Source organism: Marinomonas shanghaiensis (genome assembly GCF_003259175.1).
Classification (GTDB): Bacteria; Pseudomonadota; Gammaproteobacteria; order Pseudomonadales; family Marinomonadaceae; genus Marinomonas; species Marinomonas shanghaiensis.
In genome coordinates this window covers 13391-29487 of record NZ_QGOK01000008.1, presented here as the reverse complement: position 1 = coordinate 29487, position 16097 = coordinate 13391, and the positions used below count along the sequence as shown (strand labels likewise).

The following is a 16097-nucleotide window of genomic DNA, read 5'->3' as shown; positions in this document are numbered from 1 at the left end:
CTACCGTATTCTTTCTTCTCAGAAATAAAAAAGCCGTGATGTGCATCACGGCTTTTGTGTTTCAAGGGGTGGGAAAATTAGCCCACCACCTTCGCAATGCTTTCACACAAATAATCGATGTTGTTATCACTGACACCAGCGATACTCATACGACCAGTGTCTGCAATGTAAATTGCATATTCACTGCGCAACGTGCGTACTTGCTCTAGGGTTAAACCAGAGTAAGAGAACATACCGCGCTGATCTTTGATAAAGCTGAAATCCTTGCTTGCGCCAGACGCCGCTAATTTTGCGACCAATTTTTCACGTAAACCGTTAATACGATCACGCATCGCTGCCACTTCCAAAACCCATTCTGCTTTCAGCTCAGGATTGCTCATAATGGTGTAAACCACAGCGGCACCGTGAGCGGGTGGCATAGAGTAGTTGGCACGAATCGCCTGACCAATAATAGAAAACGCCGCATTGGCTTCGTCGGCAGACGCAGCTACCACGCTCAAACCACCGCAACGCTCGCGGTAAATGCCGAAGTTTTTCGAGAAAGAGTTTGCAATCAACATGTCTTGAACATTGGCCGCCATGTAACGCAAGCCCGCCAAATCTTCATCCAAACCATCACCAAAACCTTGGTAAGCCGCATCCACCAGAGCTAACACACCACGCTTGTTAACGAAATCGGTTAGCACTTTCCAATGGTCGAATTGCAAATCAATGCCTGTAGGGTTATGGCAGCAAGCATGCAACAACAACACATCGCCTTCTTTGACTTCGGCTTCTAGCGTTGCCATCATGTCATCAAAGCGCAAACCGTTCGTAGCAGGATCGTAGTAAGGGTAGTTTTTCACCTCAACGCCCGCAGAATCAAAAATAGACTTATGGTTACCCCAAGTCGGGTCACTTACCCAAAGACGTGCGCCTTTCAAATTCGCGCTGATAAAGTCCGCTGCCACTTTTAACGCGCCAGTACCGCCAGGGGTTTGTGTTGAGCGAACGCGACCAGACGCGATCAATGGATTACCTTCACCCAAAATCAAGTCTTTAATAATGGCTTCAAACTCGGTGGCACCGTAAATGCCCAAATAACTTTTAGAATCTTCTTGTTCAAGCAAAATGGCTTCGGCTTTTTTTACCGTATTAAGAATCGGCGTGTGGCCGTTATCGTCTTTATAGACACCCACACCCAAATCGATTTTCTTTGGATTGGTATCTTGTTTATGGGCCATAATAAGGGCTAAAAGAGGGTCGCCAGAAACAGCTTTAAGATGCTTGAACATAATAATTACGGGGTCCTTATATACGTCACAGGGAAATCACTGTGGCTAGAATCGTTGCTTAAATAGCCTCTTCATTTTGCCGTTTTTATGACAAAATACAATGCAACAGCGAGGGAAATTTCCCTAATACTGTAAAGAAAAAAAGACACTGTGTTTTTCCTTTCCGATGAGCCAATTCATGACAGCGTTCCAACAGCATTTTCAAGCCCTAGATACTTGGCTAAAAGCGCACACACGGCTTTGGCAATTCGACACCTTTGCACGGCTTGATAACCCTTGGCGTGATCATTACCCTGCCTTGGCAGAGTATCTTACGAGTCAGCTAGAGCAACCAATAGAGGAGGCTTTTTATAACGAGGTGGGGCGTATTTGCCCAGAACTTCAGCTTTCAATTAACGAAAGCCACCATGAAAATAGAAGGCTATCAGAGAAGCGAACACTTACTACCGATTTGCCGAGTTATCTGTCGACCGCCATAAAAGGGCGTAAATGGGCGCAAATTCAAGCCTTTGTTGCACAGACACCCAATGCAGAAAGCTACGTAGAATGGTGTGCAGGTAAGGGCCATCTCGGTAAATTATTGGCTTTCCAAGACAACAAGCCGGTCCACAGCCTAGAATGGCAAAAAGCCTTGTGTGATGCGGGCGAGCAAGATGCCAAACGACTCAACCTGCCACAGACTTTTACCCACGCCGATGTACTAAAAGGGGAAGGGGAATTGGCGTTAGCGAACACTCACTGCGCCGTTGCGCTCCATGCTTGTGGGGATTTGCATTGTGAACTGATTAAACAAGCCGTCATTGCGCAGACAGCGGTGGTATGTATTTCTCCTTGTTGCTATCACCTGACACAAGATGAGCTTTATCGCCCATTATCCCAATGGGCAAAGCAATCCCAACTTAATTTACGCCAAGCCGATCTCAAACTTGCGGTAAAAGAAGTCGCCACCGCTGGGGCTCGTGAACAACGCCTCAAGCAACTCGAGCTCACTTATCGATTGGGTTTTGACTCATGGCAGCGGATTGCTCGTCAACAAGACGAATACCTTCCTGTTCCCTCCATCCAAAAAGCCATTCTTAACCAAGGTTTTACGGCCTTTTGTCACTGGGCGGCGGAACATAAAGGGCTAACTGACTTAATTGTCGAAACCCCCTTTGAAAAGTTCGAACCCATTGGCCAACAACGCTATCAACAAGTGCAAAAACTCGAAGCCATCAGCCAGCTGTTTCGACCGGTCTTAGAGTACTGGCTCGTCCTCGACCGCGCCATGTACCTAGAAGAAAACGGCTACCACGTAGAGATAGGAAAATTCTGCGATAAAAGCCTAACCCCAAGGAACTGGATGATCAGGGCAGAGCGGACGTAAGAGGCTTTTGTGATAATATAGCGGGTAGTGTTTAGCGAGGTGCTTTATTTTAGAACTGTGCTGTATGTACCGCCAACGAACATGCATGGATGCAGATAACATTGACCATTGGGAGAGGGTGTTATGACCAAAAAAACGCAACTTAGCCTACAAGACCAAACCTCAGAATTCTTACTTTATACCGCCCCTAATGGTGAGGTAAAAGTAGAAGTATTGCTCAGTGGTGAAACCATTTGGCTTACGCAAAAGCGAATAGCGGAGTTATTTGGTGTGGGCGTACCTGCCATTTCAAAGCATTTAGATAATATCTACGATTCTGGAGAATTGCAGCGTGACGCAACTCTTTCCATTTTGGAAACAGTTCAACAAGAAGGCAAAAGAGAAGTTAAACGCAAACTTGAGTATTATAACTTAGATGCTGTGATTTCAGTCGGCTATCGCGTTAACTCGACGCAAGCCACCCAATTTCGTATCTGGGCAACTCAACTCATTAAAGACTACATCATCAAAGGCTTTGCTATGGATGATGAACGTCTTAAAAACGGTCGCTTTTTTGGCAAGGATTACTTTAAAGAGCTACTGGAACGAGTTCGCTCCATTCGAGCCAGTGAGCGACGTGTTTATCAGCAAATAACCGATATTTTTGCTGAATGCGTTAATAAATTTTTAGCCTTCAATGAATATCAAGTGTTAGAAGGCTACGGCCAAATATCACGCCAAGCTGCAGAGCAAAAAGCTCATACTGAGTATGAACAATTCAATAAACAGCAAAAAATAGAATCAGACTTTGACCGTGAAGTGAAGCAATTACTGAGCAACAAAAAAAGTACGTAGATACATCTGCATAGGCAGAGCGTTAATCAATAAACAAGCACACAACGACAAACTGATTAACCCAAATACAAAAAGACAACAATTGCGGTTTGGCGATCAAACAAAACTGCGTTACATTGCAAGACCATTACATGTAAAGGGATTGTCAGATGGAGTTGGTGCAGCGTTATTGGATGTTAGAATTGATCGCCTTTTGGGAAGGGCAAATAAACACCAAACCACTAATGACAGCTTTAGGTCTCACGCGGCAAAGCGTCAGTCAGCTGCTTAAACAATATCAGGCCGATTTTCCAAACTCGTTAGACTATGATGCCAAACGAAAAGCCTACCAAATAACAGATCATTTCAAACCGCACTATATTGACCAAACCGTGGATGAATACTTTGATTGGCTAAATTACGGCAAGATTCCCACCTTTTCCAATGCGGCCAAAGACGCGACCCAACACAGAATACAAGCCCTAGCGCGCTTCGTCTCGCCCCAGGTCATGCGCCCCTTATTGCAAGCCGTTAAAGACAAAACCGCCGTAGATTGTGAATACTTATCCGTATCCAGCAGCGATCCGCAAGGCCGCTTGATTTACCCCCACAGCTTTGTCAAAACCACTGGACGCTGGCATGTTCGTGCTTACTGCGATATGCGAAAGCAATTCCTCGACTTTGTACTAAGCCGCTTTCAGCACGTAGACTACGATGGCAAAGCCTGTGAACACACCGAGCAACAAGATACCCTGTGGAACACTCAAGTTTCACTGATTCTTGCCCCAGATTCTCGCCTCACCGACAAACAAAAACACGTATTGGAAAACGACTACGGCATGACAGACGGCCAACTGAACATCACCACCCGCGCCGCCCTCGTTAAATACACCCTAGACGACTTACAGATCAAAACCAAAATGCTCGAAGCCAACCCACAAGCCCAACAACTGGTGTGTGTTAACTATACCGACATAAAACAATGGTTATTTGACTGATTGAATCGTGAAAAACATGATTTTACTCAAGACCTGTCAAATTACTTTACCTGTGTAAAACGACAGGGTTGTGGGTGTGAGGGAAATCAATCAAGGTATGGGAATTGAAGGAAGGAGAACCATAGTGAGTGAGAAAATGTTGGCTATTAAAGAAGCTCTTTCTCTTATTTCGAAGTATTGGGGAAAGGCTCGATCTTCATCCGATGAGGGTGATCCTTATCACTTACTTCCTTTTCATTGTTTGGATGTGACCGCTGTTGCTGCTTATTGGTGGGATTATAGCTTTGTTATGCGAAACCGATTTGCACAAGGTAATGATTTACCTGAGGAACAAGTTAGAGCATGGGTGTTATTTTTTATTGCTTTGCATGATCTTGGGAAATTTGATATTCGTTTTCAATGTAAAGCAGATAGTGTGTGGTTATCGTTAAATCCTGATGATAAGCCTGTCCAACGCCCATCCTATATGGCGTGTAAAGGCTTTGATCATGGGCGTGCCGGTTTATATTGGTTTGTTGAAGATTCTCAGCCAACGTCCAGTATGGAGATGGGTAGTTTAGATTTTTTATTAAGTGCTTCTTTAGAACACCCTTATCAAGCGTGGTTTAGTTGGTTAGAAGCCGTAACAGGTCATCACGGCTATATTGTGAGAAGGGAAAACGTGAGCAATCTTATGCTTACGGAATATCCAAAGCTTGCTGAGCGAGATAAATTGGCTCGGCAGGCATGGTTGCAGATTTTAGAAGCGCTTTTCTTAGAACCTGTTGGCTTGTCTTTTGAGCATATCCCACCTGCTCCATCGTCTTTACTCGCTGCTTTTTGCTCTATTTCTGATTGGTTAGGGTCTTGGATTTCAGAAGATACCTTTCATTATCATGCATCGCCTTGCGACAGTTTAGAAGCATTGCAAGGCTACTTTCAGGAAAAATATAAACGAGATGCAGCCTTAGTCATGGCACGTAGTGGCTTGATAAAAGAAAGCCGACCCTATAAGGGCGTTGCGAGTTTATTAAAGCAAGGTTATGAACCTAGACAGCTTCAGGTGTTGGTGGATCATTTGCCCATAGCATCTGGTTTAACTCAGGTTGAAGGTCCGACGGGGTCGGGCAAAACGGAGCTTGCTTTAGCTTATGCATGGCGGCTAATAGAGGCTGGAATGGCGGATAGCATAGTGTTTGCATTGCCAACGCAAGCAACCGCAAATGCAATGTTAAGTCGTTTGGATTTATTGGCGGATAAGTTATTTGACCAGCCCAATATAATCTTAGCGCACGGTAATTCTCGTTTTAATAAAGAATTTAAAGCGATTAAACAACGAGGTGATAATGTTCAACAGCAAGAAGAAGCATGGGCGCAATGTTGTGAATGGCTAGCACAAAGCCGCAAGCGTGTGTTTTTAGGTCAAATTGGGGTATGCACCATAGATCAGGTATTAGTGTCCGTATTACCGGTGAGGCATCGTTTTATTCGCGGATTTGTGGGACGAAGCATTCTTATCGTGGACGAGGTACATGCCTATTCAACTTATATGTATGGCCTGCTGGAGGAAGTGCTTAAACAACAGGCGCGAGCAGGTGGCAGTGCAATATTGCTATCGGCAACCTTACCAAAACATCAGAAACTCCAACTAATGGCGGCCTATGGCAATGTGGACCAAGAGCTTCCAGAAAGCTACCCATTAGTGAGCTGGAAGGGTTCTGATAAGGCGAATTTCTGGGATTTAGACAAAATGCCAGAACATATGCCTCAGCCTATTTCCCTCAAGCTTGAGCTCTATTACTCAGCAAAGCTTTTACCTGACTCAGAACTGTTCGCGCGTATGGTGTATGCTGCAGAGCAAGAAGGGGCTCAAGTGTGCTTAATTTGCAATTTAGTGGATGTTGCACAAGAAGCGTATGAGCAACTACGCAAATTCACTCAGCATGAAGTCATGCTTTTTCACTCTCGTTTTACCCTAACGGATCGTCAAGTAATAGAAGAGCGAGTTTTATCCTGTTTTGGTCCAGATGGTGATCGCAGTGTCGGGCGGATCCTTGTCTCGACGCAGGTTGTAGAGCAGTCGCTCGACCTTGATTTTGATTGGCAGATTACTCAACTTTGCCCTGTGGATTTATTGTTTCAGCGCTTTGGGCGACTACATAGGCATAAACGCGATAGCCGTCCGCCAAGTTTTATCGAGCCTAAAGCCACTGTATTGCTACCAAAAGAAGAAAGCTACGGCGGCAGCGGCTCTATTTATTCCAATACATTGGTGATGTGGCGTACTCAACAACATATTGAAGCGCTTGGGCAATCCAGCTTACATTTTCCTGATGCTTATCGTGATTGGATCGAGCCTATTTATCAACAAGGGTTAAAAGACGATGAACCCGAATGGGTACGTTTAGGTTATAAAAAGTTTGAAGATGATGAGTATAAAAAACGTAGCCATGCTCGGCAGATGTTGCAATGGGCAGAGGAGAGTCCTTTACCTGATGACGACAGTACGATCAGAGCTGTTACCCGAGACGGTGAAATGAGCTTACCTGTTATTCCTTATATTGACACTGCACAAGGTAAGCAACTCTTAGATGACAAAGTGCTAGAGCGGATTCCAGAGTTCGAACGACAAGAAGCTCAAATCTTAAATCGAGTCAATGTTCCAGCCACATGGAAGGGGCTATTTCTTCAGGAGCCCGATGAGGATGGTGTGATTTGGCTGCTGGGTCTGAGAGAGGGTGATGTCTTTGAATTTAAAGGTAAAAAAAGTGTGAAATTTATTTACTCAAGAGAGCTAGGAATGAGAAAAGTTACTCATTCCTAGCTATTACCCCCACGGGTGTGGGGAACAGATTGCATCTACTCGCTGTTCATTAAAAAACAGACGGTTTATCCCTACGGTGGTAGGGATGAAGTGAGTATACAGAGCAAATGAAAATATATAAATAAAATAACCAATAAAATACAGACTTGAATTTTTTATGTTTGTGGCTATTATTTATCCAATACTAGATTGGAGGTAGTTGCATGATTAATAAGGTGAGAGGTTTGCTAAAAACCTTAAATGAAATGTCTGTGACGGGTGTGGCTTGTATGGCCATGTTAGTGGCTATTTTGGCATTGATGGTGGTTCTAACAAATTAGGAAATTGTGAGTGGGAGATGCAATGGATTTATTAAGACATGATTGGGTTCCCGTGCGACCTCTAGCAGGAGGAGAGCCGGAGAAAATAACCTTGCAGCAACTTCTTTGTGAGCAAATGAAATGGACGCTTTGCTTGCCAAGGGATGATATGGAGATGGCGGCACTGCAATTGTTGATTTGCCTAGTGCAGGTCACATGGCCGCCTAAAGATAATGGTGAATTTCTGACACGAGCTAGGAATGTGCTTAATGAGTCAGACTTTCAGCAAGGTGTGGATAAATGGGAAGAAACCTTCTGCTTAGATCACCCTAAACACCCTTTTATGCAGGTAAAAGGGGTAACGGCTAAAGAACCAACCGGTATGGATAAGCTGATGGCTGGACTCACCGGTGCTACCAACTGCACTTTTGTGAATGAGCCAAATCAGGCTGAAAATCTATGTACTGGTTGTGCTGCAATTGCTCTCTTTAACCAAGCTAATAATGCTCCCAGTTTTGGTGGTGGTTTTAAAAGTGGTTTGCGCGGTGGTTCCCCTGTTACAACACTCGTCAAAGGAAACGATCTGCGTACAACGGTATGGCTCAATATCTTAACGGAAGAACATTTAGATCGTTCTGTACCTGATTGGCGAGAACTCAAAGGACAACAGCCGACTTGGCAACAGCCAATTGTGGCAGGTGAGAAAATACTCGCAGCTAAAATAGGGTTGTTAAGAGGTTTATTTTGGCAACCGGATCATATTGAACTATGTCCTCCTGTGGGAGAAGGGCAGTGTTCAACTTGCGGTGTTTATAGCCATCAGCGTTACAACGGTTTTTTAAAAGCAAAATTCAATTTCACGGTAGAAGGAATTTGGCCCCATCCCCACTCTCCTCGTATTTTGCAAATTAAAAAAGGGCAGCAAGAAGAGAAGTTTTTAGCCTTTACTACATCAGCGCCTTCTTGGACGCAAATTAGCCGAATGCTAGTAGCAAAGCAGGTAGATAAGGGGCAAGAAGGTCATAAAATAGCCACTGTTTTGCAACAAATACAACAAGTTTGGCCGGGCAATCGACTGCATCTTATTGTTGGCGGTTATCGTAATAATCAAGCGTCTATCTTGGAGCGTCGCCACGAAGTTTTATCTTTTAACCAAGGTTGGGAGAAACACCCAGATACCATTTTATCTGTTGTGCAAATTGGCTTGAGTTATAAAACGGCTTTACGCAAGGCCCTATTCTTATTTGCCGAAGGGGTTAGAAATAGTGAGATCAAAGGTGCGGGGGTGGCTGTGCAAGAGGTCGCTGAGCAGCAATTTTATCGCCAGAGTGATCCTATTATTACAGGCTTATTAGCGAGTCTGGAATTTAACCAGAGTGAACAACTCTTGTCTTATCTAAGGCAGCAACTACGAGAAATTTGTTTGCAACTGTTTCAGCAAGCTACTGCTCCTTATTATCACCATCCTAAACTAATAGCGGCTATGGCGATTGCTCGTCGTAATTTACATAAATCCCTTTCAGAACTTCAACCACAAGGAGAGAAACATGACGCTTAAGAAGTTTGACGCTATGGCTCTATTTAATGCTTGGCAGGCATTAGACTCAGGCGCCAGTGCCCAGCTAAGGCGTATTGGAACACCAGATGAACTGCGAGATATTCCGGCTTTTTATCGTTTGGTTCAGCCACTTGGCTGGAAGGAAAAAGATAATCAACACCAGTTAGTACGCATGGTGTTTTGCCTTAGTGCTGGTAAGAATGTGGTGAAAAATACTTCTGAACAAATCAGCCTTGGTAAGGCTCTAGCAAAGACGGGGGCGATTAATGAACGTCGGGTGTTTCAGCTTATTCGTGCCGAGGCTCCCAATGATCTGATACAGCTTCGTCGCCTATTGATTCATGCACAGCCTACTCTAAACTGGGAAAATTTTGCTCAACAGTTGCAATACTGGGGTGCGAGTGCCAAGCGTCAGCTCTTAGAAGATTTTGTATTAGCTACACCAAAAAAAGATTAACTCTATAAGGACTCAATCATGACTAACTTTATTAATTTCCATATGCTTATTTCTCATAGCCCAGCTTGTCTAAACCGTGATGATATGAATATGCAAAAGGATGCTGTTTTTGGCGGTAAACGACGTGTACGGATTTCCAGCCAGAGCCTTAAACGTGCGATCCGCAAGAGTGATTATTATGCTGCCAATATAGGTAACTCAAGCATTAGAACTATTCATCTTGCTAAGCTGCGCGATACTCTCCATGCCAAATTGGCGGATAAATTTCCAACAGCATTAATTGATAAAACCCTTAGTTTATTAACGGGGAAGGAAATTAATAATGCTGAAAAAATAGAAGGCGATGCAGTGTTACCTTGGGTTTTGGGGGAAGTGGAATGGTTCTGTCAGCAAGTAGCGCAAGGCGAAGCAGAAGGACTGGATGATAAGAAACTGCAAAAAATGCTAAAAGAACAAATCACTGCAATGCGCGCCAATCTTAATCAAGGTGTGGATGTGGCATTAAGTGGTCGTATGGCGACCAGTGGTTTTATGAGTGAGCTGGGGAAAGTGGATGGTGCTCTATCATTGGCGCATTCTATTACCACTCATACTGTGAATTCTGATATTGACTGGTTTACCGCTGTTGATGATTTACAAGAGTTGGGGTCAGGGCATTTAGGGACTCAAGAGTTTTCCGCTGGGGTCTTTTACCGTTATGCCAGCTTAAATATTCGCCAACTTCAAGAAAACTTAGGCAATGCTGATAGAGGCAAGGTGCTAGAGATTGCAGCACATTTTGCTCACCTATTAGCCACAGAAACGCCGAATGCAAAACAGCACAGTTTTGCAGCCTTTAACCTAGCTGATTTCGTGATGGTTTCTTTCTCTGATTTTCCTTTGTCATTGGCAAACGCCTTTGAGCAACCTGTGAAACAAGAGTCTCAAGGTGGTTATTTATCTCCTTCCATTAAAAGCTTAAACGATTACTGGGAAAAAGTTGCCAAAGGCTATGGACTAGATGGTGCAACGGCTCAGTTCCAGATCTCTGCTAATGAAGTACCTGAAGGGGTTAAATCACTTGATACACTGGCGTCACTGAAAGAATGGATCCTTAACAATGGCGAGGTGTAATGATGGGGCATTATCTGATATTAAGGCTTTCTGGCCCCATGCAAGCGTGGGGGCAGCCAAGTTTTGAAGGAGCGCGCCTAAGTGCTGCGTTCCCCACTCGTAGTGGATTATTGGGCCTTTTAGGTGCTTGTCTTGGTATTCGTCGTAGTGATCGAAAAGCCTTGCAAGAACTGAGTAATGGGGTGCGTTTTGCGATACGTTGTGAGCAAAAAAATATCGAAGGGAAGGCGATCAAGGTCACTAAACTAACGGATTACCATACGGTAAAAGACGCTCGTGAAAGCTACCGAGGTTTAAAAAGCCACGAAACCATACAAACATGGCGTGAATACTTATGCGATGCGACTTTTACCATCGCAGTATGGACGGTTGAGTCTTCTTTTATATCATTAGAGCGCTTGACAATGGCAGTGAAAAAACCTGTATTCACGCCTTATCTTGGCCGTCGAAGTTGTCCATTTTCTGAGCCTCTTTATTTAGCTGAAGTCGAAGCAGAAAAGCCACTGGATGCATTAAATCTTTGCCCACCTAATGAAGGCGTAATTTATAGTGAAATAGCCAATGCAGAACACGATGTGCATCTTCAAGTGCGAGATGAACCTATTATTAATTTGCCTAGACAATTCGCAACACGTGAATGGTTTATTGTTCAAGGAGGGATCGGCAATGTATCTAAGTAAAGTCATGGTTCACTGGAAATGGATCGAGAATCCTTACAAGTTACATAAAGCATTATGGCAACTGTTTCCCTATAGAGACGGTCAAAAGCGTGATTTTCAGTTTCGAGTTGAGCAATACCAAAAAGGAATTGGTGCATTGGTTTTGTTGCAATCAGAGCAAGAGCCAATAAATGCGGATGTTGCCATGATTATGGCAAGTAAGTCTTTTAAGCCAAACATCGAAACAGGCTCAACTATACGCTTTAAGCTGCGAGCAAATCCTGTGAAAACGATTAAAGATAAACACGGTCGATTAACAAAAAAGGGGGAACCAAAAAAATGTCGAGTCCCCTTACTCAGAGAAGAAGATCAAATCAATTGGTTGCAACGCAAGCTTGAAGGAAAAGCAACGTTGCAATCTATCCAGGTACAAGATGAAAAGCCTTTGTATTTCTATAAGGAATCGGAAGATCGTCGTGGCCAGATTAAGCCAGTTTGTTTTGAAGGAGTTCTATCTATAGATAATGCTGAGGCGTTTTCACAAATGCTTCAAACTGGTATCGGGGCAGCAAAAGGAATGGGGTGCGGGATGTTATCACTGGCCCCTGTTGGATAAACATTCTCTCAATGTCATCGAATTCGATGACATTGACGCTGTTTTAAACCCGTCGAATCCAACGGGTTTAAAAATTTACCTGAGCCTTAATTTGCTAGCCACGAATAGTAATGAGCCAAACCATACAAGGAGCCAAGTATGAGTAGTTTTATCCCGCTGAATCCGATTCCGATTAAGAATCGGGTGTCGATGATTTTTCTGCAATACGGTCAGTTGGATGTGAAAGACGGGGCGTTTGTGCTGATTGATGTGAACGGTATACGTACTCATATTCCCGTGGGTTCGGTGGCGTGCATTATGCTAGAGCCGGGCACGCGGGTGTCTCATGCAGCGGTGAAGTTGGCAGCAACAGTGGGTACATTACTGGTTTGGGTCGGTGAAGCAGGCGTGCGTTTGTATGCGTCTGGTCAGCCTGGTGGCGCTCGTTCGGATCGTCTTCTATATCAAGCCAAGCTTGCCTTAGATGATGACTTACGCTTAAAAGTCGTGCGAAAAATGTTTGAGCTGCGCTTCGGTGAAGCGCCGCCAAGCCGTCGTTCCGTGGAGCAATTACGTGGTATCGAAGGTGCACGAGTTAAAGAAACCTATAAGCTGTTAGCTAAGCGCTACGGTGTGGATTGGCAAGGCCGCCGCTATGACCCGAAGGATTGGGAAAAAGGTGATACTGTTAACCAATGTATCAGTGCTGCTACGTCATGCCTTTATGGTATTACCGAGGCCGCCATTCTTGCCGCGGGTTACGCGCCAGCTATCGGTTTTGTGCATACAGGTAAGCCTTTATCTTTTGTTTACGATATTGCCGACATTATCAAATTTGATGCAGTGGTTCCCAAAGCCTTTGAAATTGCCGCCAAGGGAACGCATAAGCCTGATAAAGATGTTCGTATTGCCTGCCGCGACATTTTCCGCAGTGCCAAAGTACTGGATAAGCTGATTCCATTGATTGAAGAAGTGCTTGCCGCAGGTGAAATTGAACCGCCCGAACCACCAAAAGATAGCCAACCTCCCGCGATTCCAGAGCCAGAATCCTTGGCTAATAGTGGTCATCGGAGCCATTAGAGGAGAAGTCTCATGAGCATGGTGGTAGTGGTAACGGAAAACGTACCAGACAGACTACGAGGGCGTTTAGCCATCTGGTTATTAGAGATTCGTGCGGGCGTTTATATTGGTAATACTTCACGCAAAATCCGTGAAATGATCTGGGAACAAATCAACGTATTAGCGGAACAAGGTAATGTTGTAATGGCTTGGGCGACCAATACCGAATCTGGTTTTGAATTCCAAACTTATGGTGAAAATCGGCGCATTCCCGTTGATTTAGATGGACTAAGGCTTGTCTCTTTTTTACCAAAAGATAGCTAACTAATTGATTTTAAATAAATTCTGGTGAAATGGTTTTTTAAGAAAAAGCTTTAAATAAAACCAATAAAAATCAAATAGTTACAGCTCTTTAAAAACTCAAAAAAGAGTAAAACTCTTGGTGGATTTTTTGTTAAAGAATTTTCCTTTGCAAAACAATCGTCTACACTAAGAGCGTTCCCCACAGCCGTGGGGATTAACCGCACTGCAGCTTGGTGAATGGCGAGCGACCGCAGCGTTCCCCACAGCCGTGGGGATTAACCGGTCGGGATATATCGGAACGGGTCACGACGGCAGCGTTCCCCACAGCCGTGGGGATTAACCGAAGATTGCAGAAGGTGGGTTTGATCAGTTTGAGCGTTCCCCACAGCCGTGGGGATTAACCGCGCGATGTCTATTTCGATAAACGGCTCAAGTAGCGTTCCCCACAGCCGTGGGGATTAACCGCTGGAGCCTTATTTGGCTTCACTGTCTCTGTCGCGTTCCCCACAGCCGTGGGGATTAACCGTGCTTTATCAGAAGCGGGTTTCTTCGGACCTAGCGTTCCCCACAGCCGTGGGGATTAACCGCTGGAGCCTTATTTGGCTTCACTGTCTCTGTCGCGTTCCCCACAGCCGTGGGGATTAACCGTGCTTTATCAGAAGCGGGTTTCTTCGGACCGTGCGTTCCCCACAGCCGTGGGGATTAACCGTTTGGGTTGTGCCCAGACTGCAACAACAACAGGCGTTCCCCACAGCCGTGGGGATTAACCGGAATGATTTTGAACACTATCACGTTACGTCCCGCGTTCCCCACAGCCGTGGGGATTAACCGTAGTTCCAGACGTAAAAACTTACCGTGACTTCGCGTTCCCCACAGCCGTGGGGATTAACCGTTGTTGATGTGAACGGATTAAACGTGGAGTTAGCGTTCCCCACAGCCGTGGGGATTAACCGAGTAATGACGACGGGGTGAAGTTGGAAACGTGGCGTTCCCCACAGCCGTGGGGATTAACCGATCAGAAAAGAACGTCGGGACCAGGCGTTATGGCGTTCCCCACAGCCGTGGGGATTAACCGTAATGCCGGACAAACTCTGCACCGCTTATGGTGCGTTCCCCACAGCCGTGGGGATTAACCGTCATTGAGAAGTAATTACAACGCGACGAGGACGCGTTCCCCACAGCCGTGGGGATTAACCGTAATCATGAATGTCAGCGTATGAGTCAAGTAAGCGTTCCCCACAGCCGTGGGGATTAACCGTACGGTAAGACCACAATCCTTGCAGGACTCAAGCGTTCCCCACAGCCGTGGGGATTAACCGTAGCCTTTCTCAGTCTTAATGAGATAAGAATCGCGTTCCCCACAGCCGTGGGGATTAACCGTGTGATACTTGTAGAGATAGTCGATTTAAAGGTGCGTTCCCCACAGCCGTGGGGATTAACCGTAAACACATCATCACCGTCATTGTCAGACTTAGCGTTCCCCACAGCCGTGGGGATTAACCGTAATTTCATATTACACCAGTAAAATTAAATTAGCGTTCCCCACAGCCGTGGGGATTAACCGTCAATGAACAAACCCTTAAACTCAAGGACTTGGCGTTCCCCACAGCCGTGGGGATTAACCGCCTGCGCTCTAACGGTCTCCCAAGCTGGAGCCGCGTTCCCCACAGCCGTGGGGATTAACCGCAATCGCACTGCTGTGCCGCAGATAGGTACCAGCGTTCCCCACAGCCGTGGGGATTAACCGTTCGACCCAAACTCACTGGAGCGAGCTAAAGTGCGTTCCCCACAGCCGTGGGGATTAACCGTGCGCACGCTGGATAGAATCGTTGATCATGTCGCGTTCCCCACAGCCGTGGGGATTAACCGCGCGCCGCCATGTTGAAAATGTGCTGAAGCAGGCGTTCCCCACAGCCGTGGGGATTAACCGGTATTTTCATTATGATTTTCAATAAACAAAAAGCGTTCCCCACAGCCGTGGGGATTAACCGGGGATAGAAACAGCCTCACCTTTTTGAGGCCTGCGTTCCCCACAGCCGTGGGGATTAACCGGGGCGCGAACCCTACCTAATCCCTGCCACTTGGCGTTCCCCACAGCCGTGGGGATTAACCGTTCTTCGATGGCCGCTTTCAAAGCAGCTCGAAGCGTTCCCCACAGCCGTGGGGATTAACCGTCGCATATTAGCAAATTCCTGATTAACCTTTTGCGTTCCCCACAGCCGTGGGGATTAACCGAATGTTTCCATAAACATGTTGTCCATGATTGGGCGTTCCCCACAGCCGTGGGGATTAACCGCGGGTTATTTTGCGACTCCGTTTATTGCTCATGCGTTCCCCACAGCCGTGGGGATTAACCGATTTTGGCAATTTGCCTGTTCTTAATGAGGAAGCGTTCCCCACAGCCGTGGGGATTAACCGCTGAAATTCAGCGTTCGAGTTTTGATCGTTCGGCGTTCCCCACAGCCGTGGGGATTAACCGCGATTAATAACAATATTTCGAACGTGGAAGTAGCGTTCCCCACAGCCGTGGGGATTAACCGCCAAGTATATCATCCTGCGATAGGTCGCTTTTGGCGTTCCCCACAGCCGTGGGGATTAACCGTTAGAGGCTATATTTTGTTCATGCTCTGAGAGGCGTTCCCCACAGCCGTGGGGATTAACCGCAATGGCCTGCTTACGGGTCGGATATAGAAGAGCGTTCCCCACAGCCGTGGGGATTAACCGTACAGCATTTTAAATGTTGAAATTCCGTAATGGCGTTCCCCACAGCCGTGGGGATTAACCGCTGGTTTGGGATGCA

General features: G+C 45.7%; 12 protein-coding genes and 1 CRISPR repeat array (1 of these 13 cut by a window edge). Of the genes, 11 read left to right on the top strand and 1 reads right to left on the bottom strand.

Features of this window, described 5'->3' with window-relative positions:
- Nucleotides 1-77 precede the first annotated feature (77 nt).
- On the bottom strand, nt 78-1274 hold the full coding sequence (locus DKT73_RS08095) for an amino acid aminotransferase (protein ID WP_111638057.1): 1197 nt from the start codon (nt 1272-1274) through the stop codon (nt 78-80).
- A 178-nt stretch (nt 1275-1452) separates the two neighbouring features.
- Between DKT73_RS08095 and DKT73_RS08090 the strand changes: the two genes are divergently transcribed.
- The 11 genes from DKT73_RS08090 to cas2e all read left to right on the top strand — a co-directional run bounded on the left by DKT73_RS08090 (nt 1453) and on the right by cas2e (nt 13318).
- Entirely contained in the window at nt 1453-2640 is a 1188-nt protein-coding gene (locus tag DKT73_RS08090; RefSeq protein ID WP_111638056.1) for a methyltransferase, read from the top strand.
- Nucleotides 2641-2763: 123 nt separating this feature from the next.
- The gene (locus DKT73_RS08085) at nt 2764-3474 is read left to right on the top strand and encodes a virulence RhuM family protein (protein ID WP_111638055.1); all 711 of its coding nucleotides are present in this window, start codon (nt 2764-2766) and stop codon (nt 3472-3474) included.
- A gap of 149 nt (nt 3475-3623) precedes the next feature.
- Complete coding sequence (locus tag DKT73_RS08080) at nt 3624-4451, top strand: BrxR family helix-turn-helix transcriptional regulator (RefSeq protein WP_111638054.1); 828 nt, start codon at nt 3624-3626, stop codon at nt 4449-4451.
- Nucleotides 4452-4575: 124 nt separating this feature from the next.
- On the top strand, nt 4576-7254 hold the full coding sequence (cas3, locus tag DKT73_RS08075; RefSeq protein ID WP_198666574.1) for a CRISPR-associated helicase/endonuclease Cas3: 2679 nt from the start codon (nt 4576-4578) through the stop codon (nt 7252-7254).
- 342 nt (nt 7255-7596) lie between these two features.
- Nucleotides 7597-9111 (top strand): type I-E CRISPR-associated protein Cse1/CasA, encoded by a 1515-nt coding sequence (casA, locus tag DKT73_RS08070; RefSeq protein WP_111638053.1) that lies wholly within the window; start codon nt 7597-7599, stop codon nt 9109-9111.
- The gene (casB, locus tag DKT73_RS08065; RefSeq protein ID WP_111638052.1) at nt 9101-9568 is read left to right on the top strand and encodes a type I-E CRISPR-associated protein Cse2/CasB; all 468 of its coding nucleotides are present in this window, start codon (nt 9101-9103) and stop codon (nt 9566-9568) included. The genes casA and casB overlap by 11 nt, the downstream gene beginning before the upstream one ends.
- A gap of 18 nt (nt 9569-9586) precedes the next feature.
- Complete coding sequence (gene cas7e, locus DKT73_RS08060; protein WP_111638051.1) at nt 9587-10681, top strand: type I-E CRISPR-associated protein Cas7/Cse4/CasC; 1095 nt, start codon at nt 9587-9589, stop codon at nt 10679-10681.
- Entirely contained in the window at nt 10681-11361 is a 681-nt protein-coding gene (gene cas5e / locus DKT73_RS08055; RefSeq protein WP_198666573.1) for a type I-E CRISPR-associated protein Cas5/CasD, read from the top strand. Before cas7e ends, cas5e begins: the two co-directional genes overlap by 1 nt.
- Complete coding sequence (gene cas6e, locus DKT73_RS08050) at nt 11348-11956, top strand: type I-E CRISPR-associated protein Cas6/Cse3/CasE (RefSeq protein ID WP_111638050.1); 609 nt, start codon at nt 11348-11350, stop codon at nt 11954-11956. The genes cas5e and cas6e overlap by 14 nt, the downstream gene beginning before the upstream one ends.
- Nucleotides 11957-12094: 138 nt before the next feature.
- On the top strand, nt 12095-13015 hold the full coding sequence (gene cas1e / locus DKT73_RS08045; protein ID WP_111638049.1) for a type I-E CRISPR-associated endonuclease Cas1e: 921 nt from the start codon (nt 12095-12097) through the stop codon (nt 13013-13015).
- 12 nt (nt 13016-13027) lie between these two features.
- Nucleotides 13028-13318 carry a type I-E CRISPR-associated endoribonuclease Cas2e gene (cas2e, locus tag DKT73_RS08040; RefSeq protein WP_111638048.1) on the top strand — a complete coding sequence of 97 codons (291 nt, stop codon included), beginning with the start codon at nt 13028-13030 and terminating at the stop codon, nt 13316-13318.
- 171 nt (nt 13319-13489) lie between these two features.
- Nucleotides 13490-16097: direct repeats of the CRISPR family, unit length 29 nt; unit sequence GCGTTCCCCACAGCCGTGGGGATTAACCG (it continues 3649 nt past the right edge of the window).

What these genes read in the sequence shown, in the direction of transcription:
- DKT73_RS08085 (WP_111638055.1), top strand. Translation starts at nt 2,764, where the DNA reads ATGACCAAAAAAACGCAACTTAGCCTACAAGACCAAACCTCAGAATTC.
- DKT73_RS08095 (WP_111638057.1), bottom strand. Translation starts at nt 1,274, where the DNA reads ATGTTCAAGCATCTTAAAGCTGTTTCTGGCGACCCTCTTTTAGCCCTT.
- casB (WP_111638052.1), top strand. Translation starts at nt 9,101, where the DNA reads ATGACGCTTAAGAAGTTTGACGCTATGGCTCTATTTAATGCTTGGCAG.
- cas5e (WP_198666573.1), top strand. Translation starts at nt 10,681, where the DNA reads ATGATGGGGCATTATCTGATATTAAGGCTTTCTGGCCCCATGCAAGCG.
- DKT73_RS08090 (WP_111638056.1), top strand. Translation starts at nt 1,453, where the DNA reads ATGACAGCGTTCCAACAGCATTTTCAAGCCCTAGATACTTGGCTAAAA.
- cas2e (WP_111638048.1), top strand. Translation starts at nt 13,028, where the DNA reads ATGAGCATGGTGGTAGTGGTAACGGAAAACGTACCAGACAGACTACGA.
- cas1e (WP_111638049.1), top strand. Translation starts at nt 12,095, where the DNA reads ATGAGTAGTTTTATCCCGCTGAATCCGATTCCGATTAAGAATCGGGTG.
- casA (WP_111638053.1), top strand. Translation starts at nt 7,597, where the DNA reads ATGGATTTATTAAGACATGATTGGGTTCCCGTGCGACCTCTAGCAGGA.
- DKT73_RS08080 (WP_111638054.1), top strand. Translation starts at nt 3,624, where the DNA reads ATGGAGTTGGTGCAGCGTTATTGGATGTTAGAATTGATCGCCTTTTGG.
- cas7e (WP_111638051.1), top strand. Translation starts at nt 9,587, where the DNA reads ATGACTAACTTTATTAATTTCCATATGCTTATTTCTCATAGCCCAGCT.
- cas6e (WP_111638050.1), top strand. Translation starts at nt 11,348, where the DNA reads ATGTATCTAAGTAAAGTCATGGTTCACTGGAAATGGATCGAGAATCCT.